At 66.7% G+C, this 25,598-nt stretch carries 7 protein-coding genes (1 of these 7 only partly in view); all 7 read right to left on the bottom strand.

Annotated elements, in window-relative coordinates; translation table 11 throughout:
• Positions 1–570: the beginning of a non-ribosomal peptide synthetase gene (locus LKE06_RS03385; protein ID WP_227997138.1), read on the bottom strand. The gene continues 24,828 nt to the left of window position 1, outside the view; the window shows 570 of its 25,398 coding nt (coding positions 1–570); it begins with the start codon at positions 568–570; its stop codon lies off the left edge, out of view.
• Positions 570–18,551 carry a non-ribosomal peptide synthase/polyketide synthase gene (locus LKE06_RS03390; RefSeq protein ID WP_227997140.1) on the bottom strand — a complete coding sequence of 5,994 codons (17,982 nt, stop codon included), beginning with the start codon at positions 18,549–18,551 and terminating at the stop codon, positions 570–572. The genes LKE06_RS03385 and LKE06_RS03390 overlap by 1 nt, the downstream gene beginning before the upstream one ends.
• Before the next feature lie 460 nt (positions 18,552–19,011).
• Positions 19,012–20,382 (bottom strand): GAF domain-containing protein, encoded by a 1,371-nt coding sequence (locus LKE06_RS03395; RefSeq protein WP_227997142.1) that lies wholly within the window; start codon positions 20,380–20,382, stop codon positions 19,012–19,014.
• A 126-nt stretch (positions 20,383–20,508) separates the two neighbouring features.
• Positions 20,509–21,990 carry a mycofactocin dehydrogenase MftG gene (gene mftG, locus LKE06_RS03400; protein WP_227997144.1) on the bottom strand — a complete coding sequence of 494 codons (1,482 nt, stop codon included), beginning with the start codon at positions 21,988–21,990 and terminating at the stop codon, positions 20,509–20,511.
• Between the two features lie 18 nt (positions 21,991–22,008).
• On the bottom strand, positions 22,009–23,409 hold the full coding sequence (gene mftF, locus LKE06_RS03405) for a mycofactocin biosynthesis glycosyltransferase MftF (protein WP_227997146.1): 1,401 nt from the start codon (positions 23,407–23,409) through the stop codon (positions 22,009–22,011).
• A gap of 335 nt (positions 23,410–23,744) precedes the next feature.
• The gene (gene mftC / locus LKE06_RS03410; RefSeq protein ID WP_227997148.1) at positions 23,745–25,292 is read right to left on the bottom strand and encodes a mycofactocin radical SAM maturase; all 1,548 of its coding nucleotides are present in this window, start codon (positions 25,290–25,292) and stop codon (positions 23,745–23,747) included.
• 14 nt (positions 25,293–25,306) lie between these two features.
• Positions 25,307–25,405: a mycofactocin precursor MftA gene (gene mftA, locus LKE06_RS32855; RefSeq protein WP_227999262.1), complete on the bottom strand. Its 99-nt coding sequence runs from the start codon at positions 25,403–25,405 to the stop codon at positions 25,307–25,309.
• Between the last annotated feature and the right edge of the window lie 193 nt (positions 25,406–25,598).

Here is a 25,598-nt window from a genome sequence, read left to right on the forward strand (position 1 = left end):
GACCGACCGTCGAACAGCGAGGCCGACCAGCGCATCCGGGCCCACGCCGAGACCGACCAAATGGTGGGCCAGTGCGTTGACCCGGTCATCGAATTGGCCGTAGGTCAGGCTCGTGCCCGCGAACTCCAGCGCCACCGCGTCGGGTGTGCGCCGCACCTGCGCCTCGAACTCGCTGATCAGGGTCTCGGTCGGCGCGAAATCCGTGCCGAGCACACCGGCGGCGGCCTCGAGCGCATCGTCGAGCAACTGTTCGAGGGCTTCCCCGAGCGCGCCGTCGGACGAATCCAGCAGCGCGGGCAGCTGCCCCGACACCACCACCGGCACCAGCGCGTCCGGGCCGAGCGCGCCACCCATGGCCTCGTCGAGCGCGGCGATCTCGGTGGCCAGCGTTGCGTAGGTGAGCGTGCTGTCACCGTGCCGGAGCGCGACTCGATCCGATTCCAGCTCGGCGACCGTCGCGATCAACCCAGGCAGGTCGTCGATTCCATATGCCCGGCGCAATGCCGAATGAGGCAGCGCGGCGACATTATCGCCGAATCCGCTGGATGTGACCGATTCCGCGTGCGACATCAGCTGTTTCCTTCCGAGTTGGCGACGATGGCCTGTGCTTGGGTGCGCAATGCGCGCAGGGCGGCGGCGAGACCATTGCCGCCGAGGGCGGCCAAGACACCGGGCACCAGCCCCGCGAGTGCGACGTTCACCAGGGCGTCCGGCTGCACAGCGGCGCCCATTGCCTTGGCGGTAGTCGCGAGTTTGTCGGCGAGCTGTTCGTAGGTGACCGTCTGCCCGCCGTGTTCGAAGGCAACCGTCGCGGGCGCGAGTTCGGCGGCGGCGGCGATGAGCTTAGGTAGTTCGGCCGTCGTCGGTATGGGACGCCGTTGTTCATCAGCCGTACGGATATCGATGGCCCGAATCGCCACCGACGGTTGCGCGACGATGATCGACAGCACCCGCAGTAGTCGGTCGGCGAGCAGCCGCACGGTGCCCGCGTCGAAAACGTCTGTCGCGTAACCGAATCGCATGGCGAGCCCGGACGATTCTCCCGCCGAGCCGAACCGTTCGACGGCGGTGAGATGCAGATCGAACATTGCCTCGGCCACCTCGAGATCCAGCGCCTCGACACGCAACCCGGGCAGCTCGACGCTCCCGCCCGGCATGTTCTGGAAGGTGAACATCACCTGGAACAGCGGACTGTAGGAACCGGTCCGCGCCCGGCCGAGCGCGTCCACCACTCGCTCGAACGGCACGTCGGCATGTGACAGTGCCGCCACATCCCGATCGCGCGCCTGCCGGAGCAGATCGGCGAAACTGCCGCGCTGATCGATCTCGGTGCGCAGCACGACCGTATTGACGAACATGCCGACCAGGTCGTCGAGTTCGCGTTCACCGCGACCCGCGACCGGCGCGCCGATGGCGATATCGCCGGTGCCCGACAGCTTCGCGAGCAGTACCGCGAACGCACTGTGGATCACCGTGAACAAGGTGGTGCCGTGCTCGGCGGCGATCTTCGCCATGCGACCGGTCGTCGCGGCGTCGACAGCGAAATCGACTGCCGCTCCCAGCATTTCCCGTCGTGCTGGTCGGGGACGATCGGTGCCCAGTGTGAGCACTTCGGGCAGCCCGGCCAATTCGGTTCGCCAGTACGCGAGTTGATGTGACAGCAGACTCGCGGCATCGCGCTCGGACCCGAGCACCTCGCGCTGCCACTGGCTGTAGTCGGAATACTGGATGGCCAGCGGCGCCCAATCAGGCGCCTGACCTGCCGCGCGAACGGTATACGCGCGCACCAGGTCGCGGGTCATGGGGGCGACCGAATAGCCGTCGGCGCCGATGTGGTGCGCGACCACGACGAGAAGGTACTCGGCTGTGTCGTCCCGGCCGATCGGCAAGGTGTCGGTGTGCGCCGTCTCGAACAAGGCGATCCGCACCGGTGGCGCGATCGTGATATCGAAACCGGTAGCGACGAACTGTGCGACTCGAGCTTCGAACCCGCTGCGTGGCAGCCGAATCGGGGTCAAGTCCACGTCCACGTGGATGGCGTCCAGAACCTCCTGAACCGGGCCGTGCTCGGTGTCCGGATACCTGGTGCGCAGCGCCTCGTGTCTATCGAGCACATCACCGACGGCGGCCGTGAGTGCGGGTATATCGAGGTCACCGGTGATCCGCAAGGCAGCGGGAACGTTGTATGCCGAGGATTGCGGCGCCAATCTATTGACCACCCACATTCGCTGCTGTGCCAGCGACAGCGGTACCGGGGCGGCACCCGAACGGGGCACGAGCGCGGGTCGGGCGTCGGTGCCGTCCAGCTCGGCTAGATGTGCCGCGAGCGCCACCACCGTCGGGGCCTCGAAAACGGCGGCGACGGGGACCCGGACGCCGAGCGCGGCACCGAGTCGGGCGGCCAGCCGCGTCGCCATCAGCGAGTTGCCCCCGAGGGCGAAGAAGTGGTCGTCCAGACCCACTGTCGCGGCACCGGTCACGGCGGCGAAGGTGTCCGCGACCAGCCGTTGCAGGTCGGTGCCCGGTGCCCGGAAGGTGGCCTCGGCGAATACTGGCTCGGGCAGCGCCGCGCGGTCGAGCTTGCCATTGGCATTGAGCGGCAGCGCGGCCAGTACGACAATCGCGGCGGGCACCATATACGCGGGTAGTTCGGCCGCCACAGCCGTCCGCAGCTCACGAGCCAGACCCTCGGATTTGATCGAATCTGCTTCCGGTACAGCGACATAGGCGATGAGTCGGACACCGGCACGGTCGTCGTCGCGAGCAACCGTGACGGCCGCACGGACCTGCGGTAGTCGCCGCAGCGCGGTCTCCACCTCGCCGAGTTCGATACGGAAGCCACCGATCTTGACCTGGAAATCCGACCGTTCGAGATATTCCAGCGTGCCGTCGGGTCGCCTGCGAACGATGTCACCGGTCCGGTACATGGCCGCACCCGTCGTGAACGGATCGGCGACGAACCTGTCCGAGGTCAACGCCGGCCCACGCTGGTAACCGCGCGCCAATTGCGCACCGGCCAAATACAATTCGCCCGCCACGCCGATAGGCACCGGCCGCAGCCGGGTATCGAGGACATGCACCCGGCTGTTCCAGGCCGGGCCACCGATCGGCACCACGTGTGCCGGATCTTCGCGCACCTCGAAGGCGGTGATCGATACCGCCGCCTCGGTGGGACCGTACAGGTTGAACAGCCTGGTGCCAGCGCAGCGACGCCGGAACTCGATGGCGGTCGCGGGCGACAGGGCCTCGCCGATGGCCAGCACCCGTCGCAGCGACACCGGCAACGGCGCATCCGGCGCGACGGCGAGCAGCATATCGATCAGCGAAGGCACCGCGTGCAGCACGGTGACGTCGTGGCGTCCGATCAGCGCGACCAACCGGTCGGGGTCGCGTTCGGTGCCCGGCGCGGTCACCACCAGCCGACCGCCCGTCACCAGCGGCGACCAGAACTCCCACACCGACAGATCGAAGGTGGCCGGGGTTTTGAGCAGCACGCTGTCGCGCGCCCCGAGCGCGAAAGTGTCACGCAGCCAAGCCAATTGGTTGACGATGGCCGAGTGCGTCACGGTAACGCCCTTGGGTAGACCGGTCGAGCCAGAGGTGAAGATCACGTACGCCGGGTGAGCCGGGCGTAGCGGTCGAACCCGTTCGGTGTCGCGGATCGGTAGCGCCGAGAACTCCTCGAGCTGGAGACGGTCGATTTCCAGTGCGGCCGAGCCGGTTTCGATCCGAACGCCATCAACCGAGGTCGTCAGTACGCAGGTCGGCGCGGCTGTCGCGATGATGTGGCCGATCCGGTCGGCAGGATGATCGGGATCGATCGGCACGTACGCGCCGCCCGCGCGCACCACCGCGTACATCGCGGTGAGCAGCGCCACCGAGCGTCGCATGGCGAGCACGACGGTGGACTCCGGCCCGACCCCTTCGTCGATCAATTTGCGGGCGAGCCGATTGACCGAGGCGTCGAATTCCGAATAAGTGATCGCGGTTTCGTCGGTCGAGGTCGCGTCGATGAGCGCGACGGCGTGCGGTGTCGCCGCGACCTGCGCATCGAACAGATCCGCGAGCGTCATCGGCTCGACCGGGTGCGCGGTGCGGTTCCACTCGTCGAACAATCGGGCGTCCGGACCGAGCAGATCCAGGTCACCGACGGCGGTATTCGGCGCGGCGGCAACCGATTCCAGAACACGCAGTAGCGCCGCCGCGAACCGCTCGGCACTGCCCGTCTCGAACAGGTCGGTCGCGTAGCCCAGCGACAGCTCGATACCTTCGGGTGCGCCATCGACGCTGTAGTTGTCCACAGCGAACAGATGTAGGTCGAATTGCGCGACGTCGGTCTCTAATTCAAGCGCACGCACCTCGAGTCCCGGCAACCGCAGGCTGCCGCGCTCGTGGTTCTGGAAGGAATAGCCGACCTGGAACAGCGGATGACGGGCCGTCGACCGCCGCGGGTTCAACACCTCCACCAACCGTTCGAACGGCATGTCCGCGTGCGAGAACGCGGCGATATCCGCCGCGCGGGCCCGGCCGACCAGTGTTTCGAACGGCTCCGCGCTATCGATATGGGTGCGCAGCGCGAGAGTATTGACGAACATGCCGATGACGTCGTCGAGTTCGGCCTCGCCCCGGCCCGCGATCGGCGTACCGACCGCGATATCCGAAGTGCCGGACAATCGCGCGAGCAGTGTCGCGAAGGCGGCGTGCACCACCATGAACAGCGTTGCGCCGCTGCGCCTGCCGAGTGCGATGAGGTCGGAGTGCAGCGCCTTGTCGACCGAGACGGCGACCTTGGCGCCACGCAGGCTTTGGCGCGCCGGACGGGGGTGGTCGGTGGGCAAGTTCAGCTGGTCGGGCAGTCCGGTCAGCGTCTCGGTCCAGAAGGCGAGCTGGCGTGCCGACAGCGATGCGGGGTCGGACTCGGCGCCGAGCAGTTCGCGTTGCCACAGTGCGTAATCCGCGTATTGCACGGCGAGTGGCGACCAACCGGGTGCGGCGCCTTCGCGGCGCGCGGTGTAGGCCGTCATCAGGTCGCGCACGAATGGCGCCACCGACGATCCGTCGGCGGCAATGTGATGCAAGACCGCCGCGAGAACGAATTCGGAGTCGCCGGGGTGCGCGGAGTCGCCGCCTGGGGTGTCGCTACCGGATTCGCCGGGAACCGTCGCGCCGCCGGCATCCTGAATCACGAACAGCCGCAGCCGAATCGGCACATCGACGGTTACATCGAACGTGGTGGCGACCAGCTCCCCTATCCGCTCCGCGAGCCCAGCGGCGGATACCTGGATCGGATACAGCGACGCGACCGCCCGCGCCACCGGCATTACCAGCTGCGTGGCTTCGCCGTCGATTTCCGGGTAGCTGGTCCGCAATGACTCGTGCCTGCCGATGACATCGCCGAGCGCGGCTCGCAATGCCGCGATATCGAGGTCTCCGGTCAACCGCAGCGCCACCGGGATGTTGTAGGCGGTGGAGGTGCCCTCGAAGCGGTTGAGGAACCACATTCGCTGCTGGGCGGGCGAGAGCGGAATCCGCTCGGGGCGCGTACCTGCCACCAGCACGGGCCGCGCGCCGACGGCGTCCTGCCCCGCGATCAGGGCGGCGAGGTCGGCGACGCGAGGCGCCTCGAACAGGGCGCGCACGCCGACGGTCCGTCCGAGTGAGGTGCCGATCCGTGCGGCGGCCTTGGCAGCCAGCAGCGAGCTGCCGCCGAGTGCGAAGAAATCGTCGTCGGCGCCGACCCGGTGCGTAGTTTCCTGGCCGGAACCGGCGACGTTGTGTCCGAGCACGTCGGCGAATACCGAGGCGATGATCTCCTCGGCTATGGTCGCTGGTTTGCGGTAGGTGCTGGTCTCGAAGGCCGGTGCGGGCAGCGCGGCGCGGTCGAGCTTTCCGTTCACCGTCAATGGAATCCGATCCACCATCACGACGGCGGCGGGCACCATATGTTCCGGCAGCCTGCGCGAGAGCGCTTGGCGCAACCACGCGGTGTCCGAGCGCTCGCCACCGACGACATAGGCGACGATGCGCGCCTCGTCGACGAGGTCGGTGCGCACGATTACCGCCACCTCGCTGACGGATACCGCTGTCTCCGCGAGCACCGCCGCCTCGATTTCGCCGAGCTCGATGCGGAAGCCACGCACGTTCACCTGCTGATCGGCGCGGCCGAGGTATTCGAGTTCGCCCTCGGCACTCCAGCGGGCCAGATCGCCGGATCGGTAGGCCAGCGCGCCGTCGCCGCCATACGGGTCGGCCACGAACCGGCTCGCGGTGAGCGTGGGCCGTCCGAGGTAGCCGCGCGCCAACTGACCACCGGAAACGTAGATTTCGCCGGGTACACCCACCGGTACCGGCCGCAGGCGCGCGTCGAGCACCCGCACCGCGAGGCCCGGTATGGCACCGCCGATGACGCTCGCCGACCCGCTGCCCGCCTCGATGGCGCGGTAGGAGACGTGCACCGTGGTTTCGGTAATGCCGTACATATTCACCAGCCGCGGCAGCTGCGGGCGCCTGGCGAACCATCCGCCGAGTCGTTGCGGCTCGAGTGCCTCGCCACCGAAAATCACGTAGCGCAGTGCCAATTCACGTGGCTGCTGCTCGGCCGCATCCGCGGCGATGAGCTGGTAGAACGCCGATGGCGTCTGGTTGAGCACCGTGACCCGCTCGGCGGCGAGCAGTTCCAAGAATTGCTGCGGCGAGCGTGCGGTGAAGTAGTCGACCACCACGAGAGTGCCGCCGTAGAGCAGTGCGCCCCACAGCTCCCACACCGAGAAGTCGAATGCGTAGGAATGGAACAGTGTCCAGACATCCGAGGGACCGAATTGGAAGCGACCGTCGGTGTTGTCGAGCAGGCTCAGCACATTGCGGTGCGGGACGACGACGCCCTTCGGCTGCCCGGTGGAGCCGGAGGTGTAGATGACATAGGCGACATGCGCGGGATCGAGCGGTGCGCGTCGATCCGCGTCGGTCACCGGCGCACCGTCGAAGATGTCCAGATCGACGGCGTCGATATCGATGACCGGCCCGCCGAACCAACCGCGCGCCAAACCCGTTGCCGCACTGGTGATCGCGCACACCGGTCGGGCGTCGTCCAGCACGTATTCGATGCGGTCGGCCGGATAGTTGGGATCGATCGGCAGGTATCCGGCACCGGTTTTGACCACGGCGAGTAGACCGGCGATCAGTTCCACCGAACGCGGCAGCGCGACCGCCACCAACCTTTCCGGTCCGACCCCGGCGGCAATCAGCCTGCGCGCGAGCCGGTTGGACCACTCCTCCAACTCGCCGTAGCTCAACGACCGGTCGCCGGACCGGACCGCGACGGCCGCTGGGTCGATCGCCGCGGCACGCGTGAATCGGTCGGCAATGGTTGCGGGCGCACTGGCGATCGAGGGTGCGGTGCCGGCCCACTCATACAGTGCTCGCTGCTGTTCTTCCGCGCTGAGCAGTTGGATATCGCCGACGACCACCGTGGCGTCCGCGGCAATGGCGGCCAGCACCTGGGTGAATCGCCGAGCCAGCACCGCGATCGTATCGGCATCGAAAAGATCTGTGGCATAGCCGATCTCGATGTCCATGCCGTCCGAACGGCCGTCCGCGTCGGTCGATTCGACCACCGTGAACTGTAGGTCGAATTTGGCGACCGCCGCGTCGAACTCGACCGGCGTCACCACCAGCCCATCGGCCGCCAGCCGTGGCAGCGCGAAGTTCTGGAAGCTCAGCGCCACCTGGAACAGCGGATGACGGTTCTGTGCCCGAGTCGGCGCGAGGAGTTCCACCAGCCGCTCGAACGGGATGTCCGCGTGCGAGAGTGCCTCGATGTCCTTGGCACGCACGGTGTCGAGCACCGTCTCGAAGCGTGCTCTCGGATCGATATGGGTGCGCAACACCAGGGTGTTGACGAAGATGCCGACGAGCCGGTCCAAGGCGGCCTCACCGCGACCTGCGACCGGGGTTCCGATCGCTATGTCTTCGCCGCCCGAGAGCCGCGCCAGCAGCACCGCCAGTGCGGCGTGCACCGTCGCGAACAGCGTCGCTTCCCGCTTGCGGGCCAGCTCGCTGAGTTCGCTGTGCAGGTCGGAATCGATGCGGAAGCGGTGGGTGCCGCCGCGATAGGACGACACCGACGGGCGCGGGTGGTCGGCGGGCAGTTCGATCCGCTCCGGCAGTCCGGCGAGAGTGGCACGCCAGTATTCGAGCTGGTGGTGCGCCAACGATGCCGGATCGTCTGTGGTACCGAGGGTTTCGGCTTGCCACAGCGTGTAGTCGGCATACTGCACCGGCAGCGGCGCCCAGGTGGGAACCGCACCGGTTCGGCGCGCGGCGTAGCCGGTCATGAGGTCGTCGGCCAGCGGGCCGAGGGAGAAGCCGTCGGCCGAAATATGGTGCAGGACAAGCAGGAGCACATGCTCGGCTGACTCGTCGAGCGCGAATAGCGCCGCCCGTAGCGGAGTTTCACTGGTCAGGTCGAATGTCTCCGCCGCAAGTGCGGCGAGTCGATGAGCGAGTTCGGATCCGGCGACCCGTTGCACCGGTAGCTGCGCAACAGCCTGCGCCGCAGGCACAATCACCTGCTGCGCGCCGTCATTCCCGTCCGGATAAACCGTCCGAAGCGTCTCGTGGCGCGCCACCACATCCGCGAGGGCGGCGGCCAATGCCGAGACATCCAACTCCCCGGTCAGGCGCAATGCGACGGGGATATTGTCGACGGCGTCGCCGGGACCGTCATGCGCGCCGGCCAGGAACCGATTCAGGAACCACATGCGCTGCTGGGCGGGTGAGAGCGGAATACGTCGCGGACGTGGGCGCGCGGTCAACGCGACCCGGCGACCAGCGCCGTGCCTGGACTCGGCGGCCGCCGCGAGCGCCTGGACCGTCGACGCCTCGAACAGCAGCTTCACCGGCAGCCGCGCGTCGAAGTCGGCACCGAGCCGGGCCACCACCCGGGTGGCGTTGAGTGAATTGCCACCCAATGCGAAGAAGTCGTCATCGAGTCCGACCCGATCCACACCGAGCACCTCGGCGAAGACCCGCGCCACACTATGCTGCGCCGCCGTGGTCGGCGCGCGGAAGGCCGTGGTTTCGAATACCGGTGCGGGCAATGCCTTTCGATCCAGCTTCCCGGAGGCGTTCAGTGGGAACTCGTCGAGCACGACCGTCGCCGAGGGCACCATATAGCTGGGCAATCGCCGGCCGAGAGCGGCTTTCACCGCATCCGCCGCAACGGTCGACGCCGGTGCCGCGACGACATACGCAACCAGTTGATCGCCGCGCAGCACCACCACCGACTGCGCGACCGCATCCATGCTGTCGAGCGCGGATTCGATTTCCCCGAGCTCGATGCGCAGCCCGCGCAGCTTGACCTGGAAGTCCGTGCGGCCCAAATACTTCAGCGCGCCGTCGCCGGTCCAGGCCACCAGGTCGCCGGTCCGGTACAGCCGGGTCCCCGCCGCACCGAAGGGGTTCGCCACAAACCGATCGCTGGTCGATCCCGGGCGAGCCACATAGCCGCGGGCCAACTGGGCACCGGCCAGGTACAGCTCCCCCGGCACGCCGGGCGGCACCGGCCGCAGCCGCCCATCCAGCACATACACCTGTGTGTTGAATACCGGCGCACCGATCGGCACCGTATCGGTGTCGGCATCGACCACCGCATGGGCGGTGACATCAACGGCTGCCTCTGTCGGCCCGTACAAGTTGTGCAAATCGGCACCGGTCAGTTCACGTAGTCGCTGTGCGGGTTTGACCGGCAGTGCCTCCCCCGAGGAGAACACCAGGCGCAGCGAATCACAGTGCGCCGCAGCCTCATCGGCCACGAAAGCGACCAGCATGGACGGCACGAAGTGCGCGACGGTCACCCCCGCGTCGGCGATGAGTCGAGCGAGATAGCGCGGATCGCGGTGCCCGTCCGGCTGCGCCAGCACCAGTCGTGCACCAATCTGCAAGGGCCAGAAGAACTCCCACACCGACACATCGAAAGTCGCTGGCGTCTTCTGCAACACCACATCGGCTTCGCTCAGCCGGTGGGCATCCTGCATCCACACCAGGCGATTCACGATCGCCGCATGCGATACCGCGACTCCCTTCGGCAGTCCGGTAGAACCCGATGTGAAGATCACGTACGCGTCGTGGCCGGGCAACAGCGCACCCAGCCGGTCGGCGTCGGTCAACGGTGCGCCGGAGTAGTCGGTGGTATCGAAGAGATCGATATCCAGCACCGCCCACGCGCGCGAGCCGGTCTGTCCCAATGCCTCCGGGGACAGGTCGAGCCCATCGGACGAGCGGGTCAGCACACACACCGGCCCGGCCACGCGCAGCACGTTCGCCGTCCGCTCGACCGGATGGTCCGGATCCACCGGCACATACGCCGCACCCGCCGTGAGCACCGCGTACATGGCGACGACGAGGTCGACCGAACGCGCCATCCCCAGCGCGACGGTGCTGCCCGGCCGGACGCCGATCGAGACAAGCAGCCGGGCCAGCCGATTCACCCGCGCGGCGAATTCCGCGTACGACAACGACTCGCCCTCGAAGGACACGGCGGTAGCGTCCGGGGTGGTGCGCACCTGTACCTCGAACAACGACACCAGGGTCGCGTCGGTGTCCACCGCGTGCGCGGTCGCGTTCCAGCCGTGCAGGACCGAGGCACGCTCCGCGGCGGTCAGCAACTCGACGTCACCGACCAGCACCCACGGATCGGTAACGACCGCGTCGAGCACCCGGTGCAGCCGGGCAGCCAGCAGGCGGATGTTCGGCGCGTCGAACAGGTCGGTGGCGTATTCGAAGACCGCCGCGATTCCGACCGGCGCACCATCCGGGCCCAGCGCTTCGGTCAGCGTCAGTTGGAGGTCGAATTTCGCTGTCCGCGTGTCTATATCGATGGCGGAAACCTCGAGCCCGGCCAACTCCAACGCGGCGTGCGCGGTGTTCTGGAAGTCGAGCATCACCTGGAACAGCGGGTGCCTGGCCGCGGATCGCGGCGGGTCGAGCACCTCGACCAGCCGCTCGAACGGCACGTCGGCATGCGCGAAAGCCCGCAGGTCACCGTCGCGCACCACGGCGAGCAAATCCGCGAAGCGCAGGTCCGGGCGTACGTCGGCACGCAACACGAGGGTGTTGACGAACATGCCGACCAGCTCGTCGAGGGCCTGGTCACCGCGTCCCGCGATCGGTGTGCCGATCGCGATATCCTGCTGCCCCGCGAGTTTCGCCAGCATGGTCGCGAACGCCGCGTGCATCACCATGAACAGCGACGCATTCGATCGGTCCGCGAGCGTGCGCAGCCGCGCGTGGGTGGCGGCATCGATGGTGAACGTGTGCCGGGCACCACGGCCGGACGCGATCGCGGGGCGCGGCCGATCGGCAGGCAGGTCGAGCACATCGGGTAGCCCGGCGAGTTCGGCGGACCAGTACCGGATCTGCTCGGCCATCGGCGAACGCGGATCATCCTCGGCGCCAAGTGTTTCCCGCTGCCACAGCGTGTAGTCGGCATACTGCACCGGCAGCGGCGCCCACATCGGCGCGCGGCCCGCGCATCGGGTGGCATAGGCGGCCATGAGGTCGCGGGTGAGCGGCGCGATAGACCAGCCGTCGGCGGCGATGTGATGCATCGAGACGACGAGGACATGTTCCTCGGTACTCGTCCGCAGTAGCGACAGTCGCACGGGCGCGGCCGTGTCGAGCGCGAAAGGCATTGCCGCAATGGCACGGACCCGATCCGGCAGGCCGGTGGCGTCGATCGCCTCCGCAATCAGCGTAACGGGCACCGTGTCGAGCGGAAGCACCTGCTGGCGCGCGATGCCGTCGATGGCCGGATAGCTGGTCCGCAGTGTCTCGTGCCTGGCGAAAACATCGCCGATCGCATCGGCCAGTACGGCATGGTCGAGGACACCGCGTAGTCGGACCGCGGCGGAGAGATTGTTCGCCACCGAGTCGGCGTCGAACTGGTTGAGCAACCACATCCGCTGCTGCGCGTAGGACAGCGGCACCACCTCCGGACGAGGACCGGCGACGAGCAGAGGCCGGGCAGTGTTGCCCGGTGCCGGCAGATGTGCCGCGAAGGCGCCCACCGTGGGGTGTTCGAACAGCAGCCGCACCGGCACGTCCGTACCGGTCGCCGCCGCGACTCGCGCCGCGATCTGCGTGGCGACCAGCGAGCTTCCGCCGAGTGCGAAGAAGTCATCGTCGAGCCCGACGCGGTCGAGCCCGAGTACCTGGGCGAACGACTCGGCGACGGCGCGTTCGGCGGCGGTAGTCGGCGCACGAAATGCCTTGGCGGCCAATACCGGATCCGGCAACGCCTTGCGATCCAGCTTGCCGGAACTGGTCAGCGGCATCTCGACCAGCGCGACGTAGGCGGTCGGCACCATATAGGACGGCAGCGCGGCGCGTAGCCGCTGCTCCAGTACCGAGGTCAGTTCGGCCTCGGGGATAGTGGTGACCACATAGGCGACGAGCAGTTCGCCGGCGGCATGCGCGTATATCCGCACCGCCGCCGCCCGTACATCCGCCGCGGCGGCCAACGCCGCCTCGATCTCACCGAACTCGATGCGCTGACCGCGCAGTTTGACCTGAAAGTCGCTGCGCCCCAAATACTCGAGGTCTCCGGCACGAGTGCGCCGCACCAGATCGCCCGTCCGGTACATCCGTGCGCCGGGCGGCCCGTACGGATCGGCGATGAAACGTTCGGCACTCAGATCGGCACGGCCGTGGTAGCCGCGCGCCACCTGTACCCCCGACAGGTACAGCTCACCAACCACGGTCTCCGGCACCGGCCGCAACCGTGTGTCCAGCACCAGTGCCCGGCCGCCACGGACCGGAAGCCCGATCGGCACTACGGCACCGCTGGTCGCCTGGACCGGCGCGTGAGTGGCATGCACGGTGAATTCCGTTGGCCCATAAAGGTTGTGCAGCTCGGCCGCGCTCACGGCGGCGAACGAGGCCGCCGCCTCACCCGTCATCGCCTCACCCGCGACAAATATCGTCCGCAATGATTCGATCGCGGGCGCGGGCGCGACATCGGCGAACACCGTCAGCATCGACGGCACAAACGATGTCATGGTCACCGAATGCGCGGCGATCACCGACGCGAGGTATCCGCTGTCGCGGTGCCCATCATGCTCGGCAACAACCAACCTGGCGCCCCGGACGAGCGGCGCGAACAATTCCCACACCGAAACATCGAAGGTTGCGGGCGTTTTGAACAACACCACATCGTCGTCTCGAATGCCGTACTCGCCGACAATCCACTCGACCTGGTTGACCATCGAGTCATGCTGGACAGCCACACCTTTCGGCCGACCGGTAGATCCAGAGGTGAAGATGACATAGGCGGTGTTCCCACCCCGCAGCGGACGCGCCCGCTCCGAATCCCGCACCGGCGCGGACGAATACCTCGCGGTATCGACGGCGTCCACCGCGAACACAGGCTCGTTATCGCGAAGCCAGCGACCGGATCGGCCCGCGTGTCGCATTTCTATAGCTGGCGTCCGCGAAACATCCACCGTCGCAACAGCTTCGCTGATCCAGCCATCAGCCGACCGTGTCAAAACGCAGGCCGGGCGGGCCGAGTCCACGACATGAGCGATCCTGGCCTCCGGCTGGTCGGGATCGACCGGGACATAGGCCCCGCCCGCCGTCAGCACCGCGTAAGCGCCGATAACCAACTCCGCCGAGCGCCGCATGCCGAGGACCACCAGCGATTCAGGACCGACACCGGCACCGATCAGCAGCCGGGCAAGCCGGTTGACCTGCGCCGACAGTTCGGCATAGGTGAATACGCGATCCCCATCGACCAACGCGACAGCATTCGGTGCCCGACGCACCTGCGCTTCGAAGCCATCGAGCACAGTGGACGCGGCGGCCTCGCTCGAGGACGGCCCGCGCCCCAGTTCGATCGCCCGCCGCGCCTCGGCGGCATTCAGCAGTGGCAGATCGCCGACCGGAACATCCGCGTCGCTCGCGATCGCGCCCAGCAATCGGACCAACCACCGCGCGTAAACCGCGATCGTGGTCTCATCGAAAATGTCTGTCGCGTAAGTAAATTCCGCTTGGATCCCCGTCGGCGCCGGACCATCCCCGAGTCCGGCACCGGCGAAGCCTTCGGTAATCGTGAGCTGTAGGTCGAACTTGGTCGCTCCGGTATCCAGCGTACTGGTTGTCACCGACAATCCCGGGAGCTCGACTGAGATGTCCGCCGCATTGTCGAAAGCGAGCAGCACCTGGAACAGCGGATGACGTGCCTGCGAGCGCGGCGGATTAATGGCTTCGACGAGCTGTTCGAACGGCAGTTCCGCGTGACCGAACGCCGCCAGGTCCGCCTCGCGCACCCGCGACAACAGCGTTGAAAAGGTGGCCGTGTTGTCGACCGAGGTCCGCAGCACCAGCGTGTTCACGAACATGCCGATGAGGTCATCTAGTGCGCGATCGCCGCGACCCGCTATCGGCGTGCCGATGACGATGTCATTGCTGCCCGACACCCGCGCCAGCAGCACCGCCAGCGCGGCGTGCACCACCATGAAGTTCGAAACACCATGGGCACGAGCGAGATCGGTAATCGATTGATACAGGTCGTTCGTCAGCTCGAAGCGATGGACCGCACCGTGGCCGGACGAGACGGCTGGGCGCGGCCGGTCCGACGGCAGGTCCAGCTGATCCGGCGCGCCCATGAGCGCGCCGGTCCAGAATTCCAGCTGCCCGGTCAGCGGCTGTTCGCGCTGCCACAGGCTGTAGTCCGCGTACTGCACCGGCAGCGGCGTCCAGCCGGGCAGCTCACCCGCGCACCGCGCGTGGTAGGCCGTCATCATGTCGCGTGCCAGCACGCGCAATGAAAGTCCGTCTGCCGCAATATGATGCAGCACCAGTGCAACCGCGAAACTTTCGTCGTCCATGGCGAAAACCCGGACCCGAAGCGGAATCTCCCGTTCCAGATCGAAACCGCGAGCGGCGAACTCGAACAGTTCGGCATCGAGCGCGTCCGCGTTGATCGTTTCGATGTCACCGAAAACCTCGGCAGCCTCGAGAACGATCTGTTGTGCGGCAATACCTTCGGCCACCACGGCGCTGCCGGCCGTTACGCCGGGAAAGATTGTCCGCAGCACTTCGTGCCGGACGACAACATCACCGAGAGCCGCCCGCAACGCCGCGATATCCAATGCGCCACGCAACCTGACAACGAACGGCATGTTGTAGCCCGCGCCGGCACTGGAGAACCGGTTGAGGAACCAGATCCGCTGCTGGGCCGCAGATAGTGGAACCAGCGGCGGCCGCGGACGCGACCGCAGCACCGCGACCGCGGGCTCGCCGCCGGTTCCACCCGCCCGCTCGATCAGTTCGGCGAGCTCGGACACCGTGGTAGCGGTGAACAGCTCGCGAACCCCGAGCCGGCAGCCCAAATCGGCGCCGAGCCGTGCGGCCACCGCAGTGGCCACCAGACTGTTGCCGCCAAGTGCGAAGAAGTCGTCCCCCCGGCCGACGCGCTCGTGGCCGAGTACCTCACCGAACACCCGCGCGACCGCCGCTTCCACCGGCGTCACAGCGGCCGCGTATTCGGTGGTTGTCCGCTCAGGTGCTGGTAGTGCGGCCCGATCGAGTTTTCCGGACGCATTGACCGGCAGCGCCTCGAGCACCACGAATGCCGCGGGCACCATATACGCGGGCAGCGCCGCGATGGCGGCCGCGCGCAGGTCCCGGGCAGCGACTGTGCCCGGCTCGGATTCGACCGCGTAGGCAACCAGTTGCTCGCCGACCCCGGCGTCGTCACGTACCACCACCACCGCACGGACTACCGAATCAACGGTGCCGAGCACCGTCTCGATCTCACCGAGTTCGATACGCAGACCACGGAGTTTGACCTGAAAATCGGTGCGGCCCAGGTATTCCAGCTCACCATGTGTGCTCCAGCGCACCAGATCCCCGGTGCGATACATCCGGTCGCCCGGCGTCGAAGGCCCATCGGGGCTGCCGAAGGGGTCGGCAATGAAGCGGTCGGCGGTCAGGGCCGGCCGGGCGAAGTAACCCCGGGCGAGCTGTACCCCCGACAGATACAGCTCACCCGGTGCCCCGACCGGTACCGGCCGCAGCCGCGAATCGAGTACATAGAGCCGGGTATTGAACACCGGCGCACCGATCGGCACCGCGACGGTATCCGCATCGGTCACCTCATGGAAGGTGACGTCGACGGCCGCCTCGGTCGGTCCATACAAGTTGTGCAGCCGCGCACCGGTGAGCACACGCAATCGCTGTGCCAATGGCGCGGGCAGCGCCTCACCGGAGGCGAAAACCATCCGCAACGAGCTACGGCTCGTGAATTCCTGCTGCGCGAGAAAGGCTTCCAGCATGGACGGCACAAAATGGGCGGTGGTGACCCCGAATTCGGAGATGATCTCGCGCAGGTAGGCCGGGTCGCGATGCCCGTCCGGCTGCGCCAACAGCAGCGTCGCGCCGATCTGCAAGGGCCAGAAGAATTCCCACACCGAGACGTCGAAGGTCGCGGGCGTCTTCTGTAGCACCACATCCTCGGAGCCGAGAGAGTACACCGACTGCATCCACACCAAGCGGTTCACGATCGCCTCATGGCTGACGCTCACCCCCTTCGGCACGCCGGTCGAGCCGGAGGTGAAGATCACATAGGCCGGATGCCCCTGACGCAGCGGGGTAGTGCGTTCCCGATCCCACACCGGGCCGCCGGAAAGACCCTCGTCGAGTTGATCCATAGACAGCACCGCGACACCGGAAATATCCAGCGCGCCAGTAGGTTCGGCAGTCAGTACACAGGCTGGTCGGGCGGTGGCCAGGATGTGTGCGGTGCGGTCGGACGGATGGTCGGGATCGAGCGGAACATATGCCGCCCCCGCCGCCAGCACCGCGTATATCGCGACAACGAGCTCCGGCGAGCGCCGCAGATACAGCGCGACCGAAGACTCGGGACCGACCCCCAGACCGATCAACTGCCGGGCAAGCCGATTGCCGCGCACCGATAGTTCGCGATAGCGCAGCGTGCGGCCGGACCCGTCCGCGCAGCGCACGGCCACCGCGTCCGGTGTCCGCGCGACCTGCGCTTCGAACATCGAAACGAGCGTCTTGACCGGGGCGGAGTGTCGGCGCAGTACCGCGCCTACGTCGTAGTCGGTCGCATTCCAGATCCTGGTGCTGACCTCGAGTTCCAGCTCGGTCGCCACCTCCACCTCGGCCATGGGCCTACCGGTGGCGGTACCGAGCAGTCGCTGCAAATATTGCAGGAAGCGCGCGTGGTGGCGGGCGAGTTCGTCGGCGCCGTACAGATTCGGATTCGCCTCGAAATCCACGTGCACACTGTCGCGTTCGCCGTAATAGACGTTGAGGCTGAGATCCTCCACCGGCCCGGTCGAGAGCACATGCATGCGGGCGACGGTGTCAGCGAGGGTCAGATCGTTGCCGAACAGCATGATGTTGGCCATCGGCCCGAACAGCGCGCGCTGCGCGGGACGGCCCTCGTGCTCGCCGTCGCGCCGAATGTCCTCGTGCCGATAACGCTGATGACGCAGCGCGCCCGCGACCTCGACCCGTGTCGCCCGCAGCAGCTCACCCCAGGTCACCGCCGCCGTCACGCCCGCGCCGACCGCAAGTCGCAGCGGCACGATATTGGACAGCATGCCCGCCGAACGTCGCATCACCGCCGTCGTGCGCGCGGTCACCGGCAGGCTCAGCACGACCTCATCGCGATCGGTGAGCCGCCCGAGGTAACCGGCGAACGCCGCGAGCAGCACCACCGCGAAGGTTGAATCCTGGCTCGCGGCAAGGATATTTATCTTTTCGACCAGTTCGTCCGGCAATGCCCGGCCGACGATCAGATTGGTCGCCGCACGTGGAGCGCTGCGCCCATCGAGACTGGTCGTGCCGTCGAGCCCGGCCACCCGCTCGGCCCAGTGCGCGCGATCGGTCTCATAGCGGGAGCTATCGCGGTAGGCGAATTCACCCTCGACCAGCGCGGCCAGCCGGCCCGGCGTCGCGGCGGGGACCTCGGTGCCGAGCATCCGTGCCGTATACCGCTCGGCCACCCGATTGCTGCTGGTCAGCGCACCATACCCGTCGAAGGCAATATGGTGGGCCCGCAGATACCAGAAGTAACGCCGGTCGGCGACCCGCAACACCGCGCATTCGGCGAGTCGATCGGCGATCATGTCGATCGGCGCGCTCATATCGGCCCGCATCCACTCATGTGCGGCGGCAACCGGATTCGCGTGCTCACGCAGGTCGATCACCTTGATATCGAGCGAGAGTTCCGGGTCGACGCACTGGTGGGGCACCCCACCGGATTCGCCGAGACGCACCAGGATCGACTGGCACTCGTGAGCCGCCTCGATCGATACCTCTTGCAACACAGCGACATCCAGCTCGCCCCGCACGTCGACGTACTGCGCGATATTGATCGGCACATCGGGATCGATCAGTTGGGCATACCAGACGCCCAGCTGCGCCGGAGCGAGTGGAAACGGTACGGGAGGCGACGGCACCGCCTCGATATGGGCGGTCTCATCCGGCCGTGCACCGAACTCACCCAACTCCACACCGTGCACCAGAGCCTCCTCATATGGCGAAACAACAGCTGTTCGAACGTTTTTCGAGCACAACGAATAAGCCTCTACAGCAGAGGTTTTCGAGTGATTCGGGAAAGGCGATGCACCGAGAGCGGCAATCGCGCGATGTCCCGCAGAGTGCGTGAAATGGGTCGGCGCCCCAGTGGGGCCGCCGCCGTGGCGAACGCACATCGTCACGGTTGCGCCTAGCTTTTGATCGTTCCTCCAACTCCGCCGCCGTGATGGCGGGCGGGCTCCGCGACTATGTCAGCTGTGTCACATGGATGTCATCCACGCATTGCGAACATTAGGCCCTTCGTTAATAAAAAGGAACTTTTTCCCCAAAAAAATCTGGACGGTCGTCCAACGGCATTCACGGGGACGAAAATCGAGGACAGAGCCGTCTTCGCGACCAGGTGACGGCCGCGGATGTGAGGTACTGCACTTTCAGATATGCAGACTATGAGCCGGAACGTTGCATCCGCGTTGCATCCGTGCCCAGGCGCCGGTCGAGCACTCGAATCTTGGCCTCGATCTGCGCGTACAGTGGCGAATCCCGATCAACGGTCGACCGATAGGCCGCCCATGCCGCGGCGTCGTCACGCCCCTCGGCGGCGGCAGTCCACCGGCGCAGCACCGCGGCGTCGTTGGAACTGAGCACCGCGGTGCGCAGGCGGACACGCAACTCGTCGCGAAGGTCGACGATCCCCGGCGCGGTCGAACGCGGCAGCACGGGTCCGGCATAAACGCGTAATGCAGTATCGACATCACCGGAGTCGAGGGCGGCGCGCAAAGCATCCACATCAGTTGCGACATGAACCCGCAACCGGTAAGGGCGCGAGCCGAACACCGTCGGACCGACCACCGAACGCAGCCGCGATATCGCGGCACGGATGGTGCCGTTATCCAGATCGGTGTCATCGAGCAGGAGCGCGAGATGGTCGGCTCCGAGACCCTCCGGGTGTTCGGCGAGCAGCAGCAGGATCTCAGCATGCCGCTGCGACAATGAAACTCGTTCACCGGCCACGGTCAGCAGTGGCTGCCCCTGCCCGAGTACATCGAGACCGAGCCGGTCCGAGGCGACCGAATCGGCGTCGCGATGTCCGGGCCGATGCGAGGAACCATGCTGCCCCGCCCGCATCGCGGTCAGCAGCAGATCCATTTCCGCGGCGGTCGAGGTTGCCTTGACCAATGCCAGGATCTCCGGCTTCGCGACCCGGACCCCACCCGCGATCATCAGCACCCCGACCAACCTGCCGTCGGGATCGTGTACGGGCGCCGCGGCCCCGGTGACCTGATGCATCCGATGGAGAAAATGCTCCGGGCCGTGAATCCACACCGCCCGTCCGGTGCGAACCACCAGACCGACGGCATTGGTGCCGATGCGCCGTTCGCTCAGATCATCGCCTGGCCGCAAACCGATTTCGGCGGCCGCTTCCACCTGATCGGAGTTACCGTGCACCGAGAGCACGCGACCGAACTGATCGGCCACCACGACGATAAGGCCCGTCCGGGCCGTGTCCTGGACGAGCAGCTTGTCGATCAATGGCATCAGCGCAGCAATCGGATGTGCGTCCCGGTAGCGCTGTAGATCCGCGCCTCGCAGGCCACGCCCGTCCAGCACGTCCATCGGATCGATACCGCCACGCACACTGCGCAGCCAGGATTCGAGCACGAGGGGGCGCAGCAAACCGGCAAGCTGCGACAACTGCTCGCCGCCCGCGCCAAGGTATCCGTGTGCTTGTGCGGCATAGGCTTCGAGGGCGCCGAGTTGCGTGCCGGGTTCGACGCCGTGCCGTGGGGGCCGCCCACCTGCAAGATTGCTGACCATTTGCCTTTTCTTTCCGCCCCGAACTGTACCGGCGAGTATTCCGGGGCACGGACGGATGCTTCCCTTTGTCCGTCAGGTCACACCCGATTCAGCTCCCGAACAATTGTGACCTACCTGTCTTTCAGTTCACGCCGCAAGGAATTCGGCCGCGCGCTCGGCAATCAGGACCGTCGTCGCCTGCGGACCACGGCTCAACGCCACCGGAACAATCGACAAATCCACTACCGACAATCCGATTACGCCGTATACCGCGCACCGCTCGTCCACCACCGCGCGCTCGTCATCGGCAGTTCCCATCCGGCAGGTTCCGGACAGATGTTGCGAGGTTGCTAAATTCGCCCGCAGCCACATATTCGCGTCCGAGCCCGCGGCATCCGGTAGTGGATTGCGCACTCGGGCCGACGGTATTCGCCGCAGCAATTCGATCGCCGCGGCGGCGGCATCGGTCAACCGGATCCGATCGTGCTCAGCCGAGAGGTAGCGGTGCTCGATAAACGGTGGCGCGGCCGGATCGGTCGAGCGCAGCCGCAGCACTCCAGTGCTGTGCGGACGCATCAATGCGACACCGAGCCGGTAGTCACCCGGGGTGAACGAGACGGTATAGGGACGCAGTTCGATGTCGTCGAGAATCGACACATACTCCAGCGCAACCGCATTCGGCATGGGAATCTCCCTCCCGAGCCGATAGTCGATACCGATTTCGAGATGGTCGGTGAACCCGGCGCCGACCGGGGCGGAATGCAGCACCGGAATATCCAGTGCCCGAAGATGCCGCGCGGGGCCGATACCCGAGCGTTGTAGCAACGACGCCGACTCGATCGCGCCTGCGCACACCACGATCCGATCGGCCCATGCGGTGCCGGATTCACCGTCACGCACATAGTCCACACCGACGGCACGCGTGCCGTGGAATCTGATGCGGGTCACCCGCATTCCACCGGCCACCGTGAGATTCGGCCGGAACATCACCGGCAGCAGATAGGCCGAGCCGGTGCTGACCCGCATCCCATCCTCGATATTGCACGGCACCGGTCCGAACCCATTCGCGGGGCCGGAGCCGGGTAGCGCGTTCAGGTCGGCGATCGCGGGGATGTTCGATGCCGTGCAAGCCGCCGCGAATTCGAGGCTCAGCGGCACCGGCTCGGCAGGGCGGTGCACCGGCATCGGTCCGGTCCGGCCGTGCCCTGGACGGTCACCGAAATCTAGATCGCGCTCCAGCCGCTGATAGACGGGCAGCACGGAGTCGAACGTCCACGTAGTCGAGCGGCCCAATTCCCGGCTCCACGCCGCGAAATCCGCCGCGGTGGCGCGGACGAAATAGCTACCGTTGACCGCACCGGAGCCGCCGAGCACACTGCCCCGCACGATATTTCCATCGATTGCGTGACCCGCTTCGTCCATGGCCAGAGTGACCGGGTAGGTCCGCAGCCACGGCGCCCCGGCGTCGATGGGCATCCGGGTGGCGTCGAGCAGAGCCGAAGGCATTCGCGCGGCGGTGGCCCACACCGGGCCCGCCTCCAATAAGCACACGGTGTGGCACGGATCTTCGCTCAGCCGGGCCGCGAGGACACAGCCCGCCGTGCCACCACCGACGATCAAAGTGTCCATCTACATCAGCGGTCCGAATCAGCTCGACGGCGGCGTCGGTTTGAGCGCCTTCAGGCTGCGGGCGCGAAACGCGCCGACCCACAACCCAGTTCCGTAGGCAATATCGTCCACCCGCTTGTACGCCACATATCGGAACGGATCCAGCCCGCCCGCGTCGCGATGGGTGAACCAGTCCGCCAGGCCATCCGCGATGGCCATGGTGACCGCGATCTGCCTGATACGCCGGGACGCGAGCATGGCCAGCATGGTGACCGGCCAATAGTGCCGGCACATGGCCGAGGCCAAACGCCATATGCCGGCGAAGAATCCACGCGAAAGATAGATCGCGGCAATGCGCGTGGGGTTGTCCAATTCCGCGAACACCCGACGCAATCGGACCAACGCGGTAGCGAGGGTCAGCAACCCGCCGAATACCCCCCACTTCGACAACGTGGCGAACAACATCGCGGCGACCACGGTCCATGACGGCAGCGACAGCGGCGACACGGCGCCCGAATGCCGCTCCCCCAGCGGTGCGGCCCCGGTGCCGTAGAACAGTTTTCGGCCGAACCAGGCGCGGAAGGAGATTCGGTGATCGTGCGCCACGTGCGCGGCGGGCTCATAGCGCAGCCGCCAGCCCTCCCGCTCCAGCCGCCAGCACAGATCGACATCCTCGGCCACCTGCATGGACTCGTCGAAGCCACCCTCGGCAAGCAGCGCATGGCGGCGCACAAGCAGTGCCGCGCTGGGCACATAGGACACCAACCCACGCGACTGCACGGCCGACTCCCGCCGACCCAGATCGAGCGAGGAGCGCGTGTGTTCGTAGCGAGCCAACGCATTCGACTCGGCGTCGAGCGCGACAATCCGCGGGGCTACCAGCGCGACCTCCGGGTCGCTGAAGTGCCCGAGCATCACCTCGAGCCAGCCACTGCGCGGCACCACGTCGGAGTCGAGGAAGGCGACGAAATCGGTTGTCGCGGCCCGCAATCCGGCATTACGCGCGGCGGCGGGCCCCTGCTTGCGATCGTGGCGCAACACGGTTACCCGGCATCGGGCACCACGATTATCCGGGATTCGGACCGGCTGATCGGAGCCGTCGTCGACAACGATCACATTGTGCCCGCGCAATGCCGCGAGCAGCCGGATGAGTCCATCCACATTGTTGTGCAGTGGAACGATCACGGTCACGTCCTTCGGCGAGGGCAGCAACCGAGGACGCGGATTTCCGACACCGGAGTCGAGCAGGCGTCTGGCGACGACGGCGGACTTCGGGCCGTCGACCTCCAGGTACCCGTCGCCGATCATCTCGGCGGCCTCCGGGGCAAGTCGCAGCAACCGGGCGGGCGAACCGCCGATCAGGATGCGTCCCCCGGAGTATGCGCGTACCCGTGGATCGATCCGCACCCCGAATCCGTCGGGCAGGCGATCATGGCGCATTCCTGGCATGCTAGGCGGACTTTCGCGCATAGACATCATCCACTCGGAAAAAAGGACAGAATTCCGCGCGAATCCGCAGCCGCCGAGCCCGAAATCCCATAGCCGAACCTAACTGCCCACAAGGTGAACTCGCAGTTCCGGGGATAGGCCGAGCCGCTGAGGTGGCCGTGGGCCCAGCTTCGGCGGCCCAGCGCGCGGCTCCCGCCGCCGAGTGTTGCCGAAAGGTCGCTAGCGACCCGGTCGACAGACTCGGCAACGGGATAGCAATCATTTTCGCGACCAGCGGTAGCCATCGCCGATCGCACCGTCAGCGCATTGATGGCTACCGAACAGGCTCACGTCAGCGGGCTCTCGTCGCAGGCGCGCGAGGGACGTTGCTCCGGGGTGCCGACCGGCCGCGATACCGACAGTGTGAGCGGAACCGGCACGGACTTTCGCGAACCCGGCTTGCGCGCGGGCGTCCGCCGGGAATGGTCGACCGACGAGCGCGGAATCATCCGTCCTGCATCGGCCAACGCCGCCTCACCGTAGCCCTGCACGCATTCCGGATCAGGTCCGTCGGCGGGCAAGCCGGTGAAGAACTTCGCCGCCATGCAGCCGCCCCGACACGAGTCGTAATGGGCACAGCCCGAGCACGCGCCACCACCACTGGGCTCACGCAGCTCGGCGAAGAGCTCCGATTCCAGCCAGACATTGCCGAAACCGCCGTCCGCCACCACGTTTCCGGCCAGGAACCGATCGTGGATGGCGAACGGACAGGCGTACACGTCGCCGAGCGGATCGACCAGGCAGACCACCCGGCCCGCGCCGCACATATTCAGGCCGGGCAGCGCCGAACCGAACGCGGACAGATGGAAGAACGAGTCGCCGGTGAGCACACCGTCACCGTTGCGAACCAGCCAGTCGTAGAGCACGCGCTGCTGCTCGGGCAGTGGATGCAGCTCATCCCAGACGTCCGCACCGCGCCCCGATGGCCGCAACCTGGTCAACCGCAGTGTGGCACCGTACTTTTCGGCAATCGCCTTGAACTCGTCGAGCTGGGCGATGTTGTGACGGGTTGCCACCACCGACAGCTTCGCGTCCTCGAACCCGGCCGCGGCCAGATTCTCCAGCGCCCGAATCGCCATGTCATAGGAACCCGGGCCGCGCACCGCGTCGTTCACGGCGGCATCCGCACCGTCCAGCGAAATCTGAACGTCCACATAGTCGCTCGCGGCGAGCCGCGCCGCGACCTCGGGCGTGATGCGAACTCCGTTGGTGGAGAACTTCACTCCGACATGGTGCGCGGTCGCGTAGTCGACCAACTCCCAGAAGTCCGGCCGCACAGTGGGTTCGCCACCACCGATGTTCACATAGAACACCTGCATGCGCTCGAACTCGTCGATCAGCGCCTTGCACTGCTCGGTGCTCAGTTCGCGCGGATCACGCCTACCCGAGGAGGACAGGCAGTGCACACAGGACAGGTTGCACGCGTAGGTCAGTTCCCAGGTCAGGCAAATCGGTGCCGCCAGACCGGTTTCGAAACGGTCGATCAGGCGCACGCCGCCAGCGGACGGCGCGACCACCCCCACTTCCGGCACAGCGGCGCGCGCGACCGGCGTGGCGAGTGCGCTGCCCGCAGCGGCGGGGGCAATCATGTCCGAGTCGGCCAGCTGCGCCAACGCCTGAACATACGGTCCGGCAATATCATCCGATAAACCCGCCGCCCGCAGCGCGGTACGCGCGGATGCGTGGGCGGGCAGCGACCGCACGATATCGAGGATCTGCGGGCTTTTGAGAAACGAGAGCTTGCGCGTGCCGAAGTGGTAGAGCAGCGCACCGAACGACTCCGGCCGCAATGCCACCCGGGGATGCAACTCCCAACGCTTATCGAGATCGAGCATGGTCGCTCCGCCCGTCAGTAGACGCCGCACATGCCGTCGATGGAGACCTCTTCGATGAGGGTCTCCTCGATCAGCGGGGCTTCCTCGGTCGACCGCCCCTGGGCCGACGCGATCGGTCCGGTGCTGTCGGTGTCGGTGTGTCCGAGTGATCCGTATTCCGGCATGCCTACCTCCGAGATGACGATCGATGTACGGCCACCCGATGTAGCCGTGGCCACACAATAACGTCATCCACTGACAAAATGGAACAGAATTCGGCCAATGAATCCGGACCAGCCGGCAACGTCCCAAACAGTGGACACCCGG

The sequence above is a fragment of the Nocardia australiensis genome (genome assembly GCF_020733705.1).
GTDB classification, from domain to species: domain Bacteria; phylum Actinomycetota; class Actinomycetes; order Mycobacteriales; family Mycobacteriaceae; genus Nocardia; species Nocardia australiensis.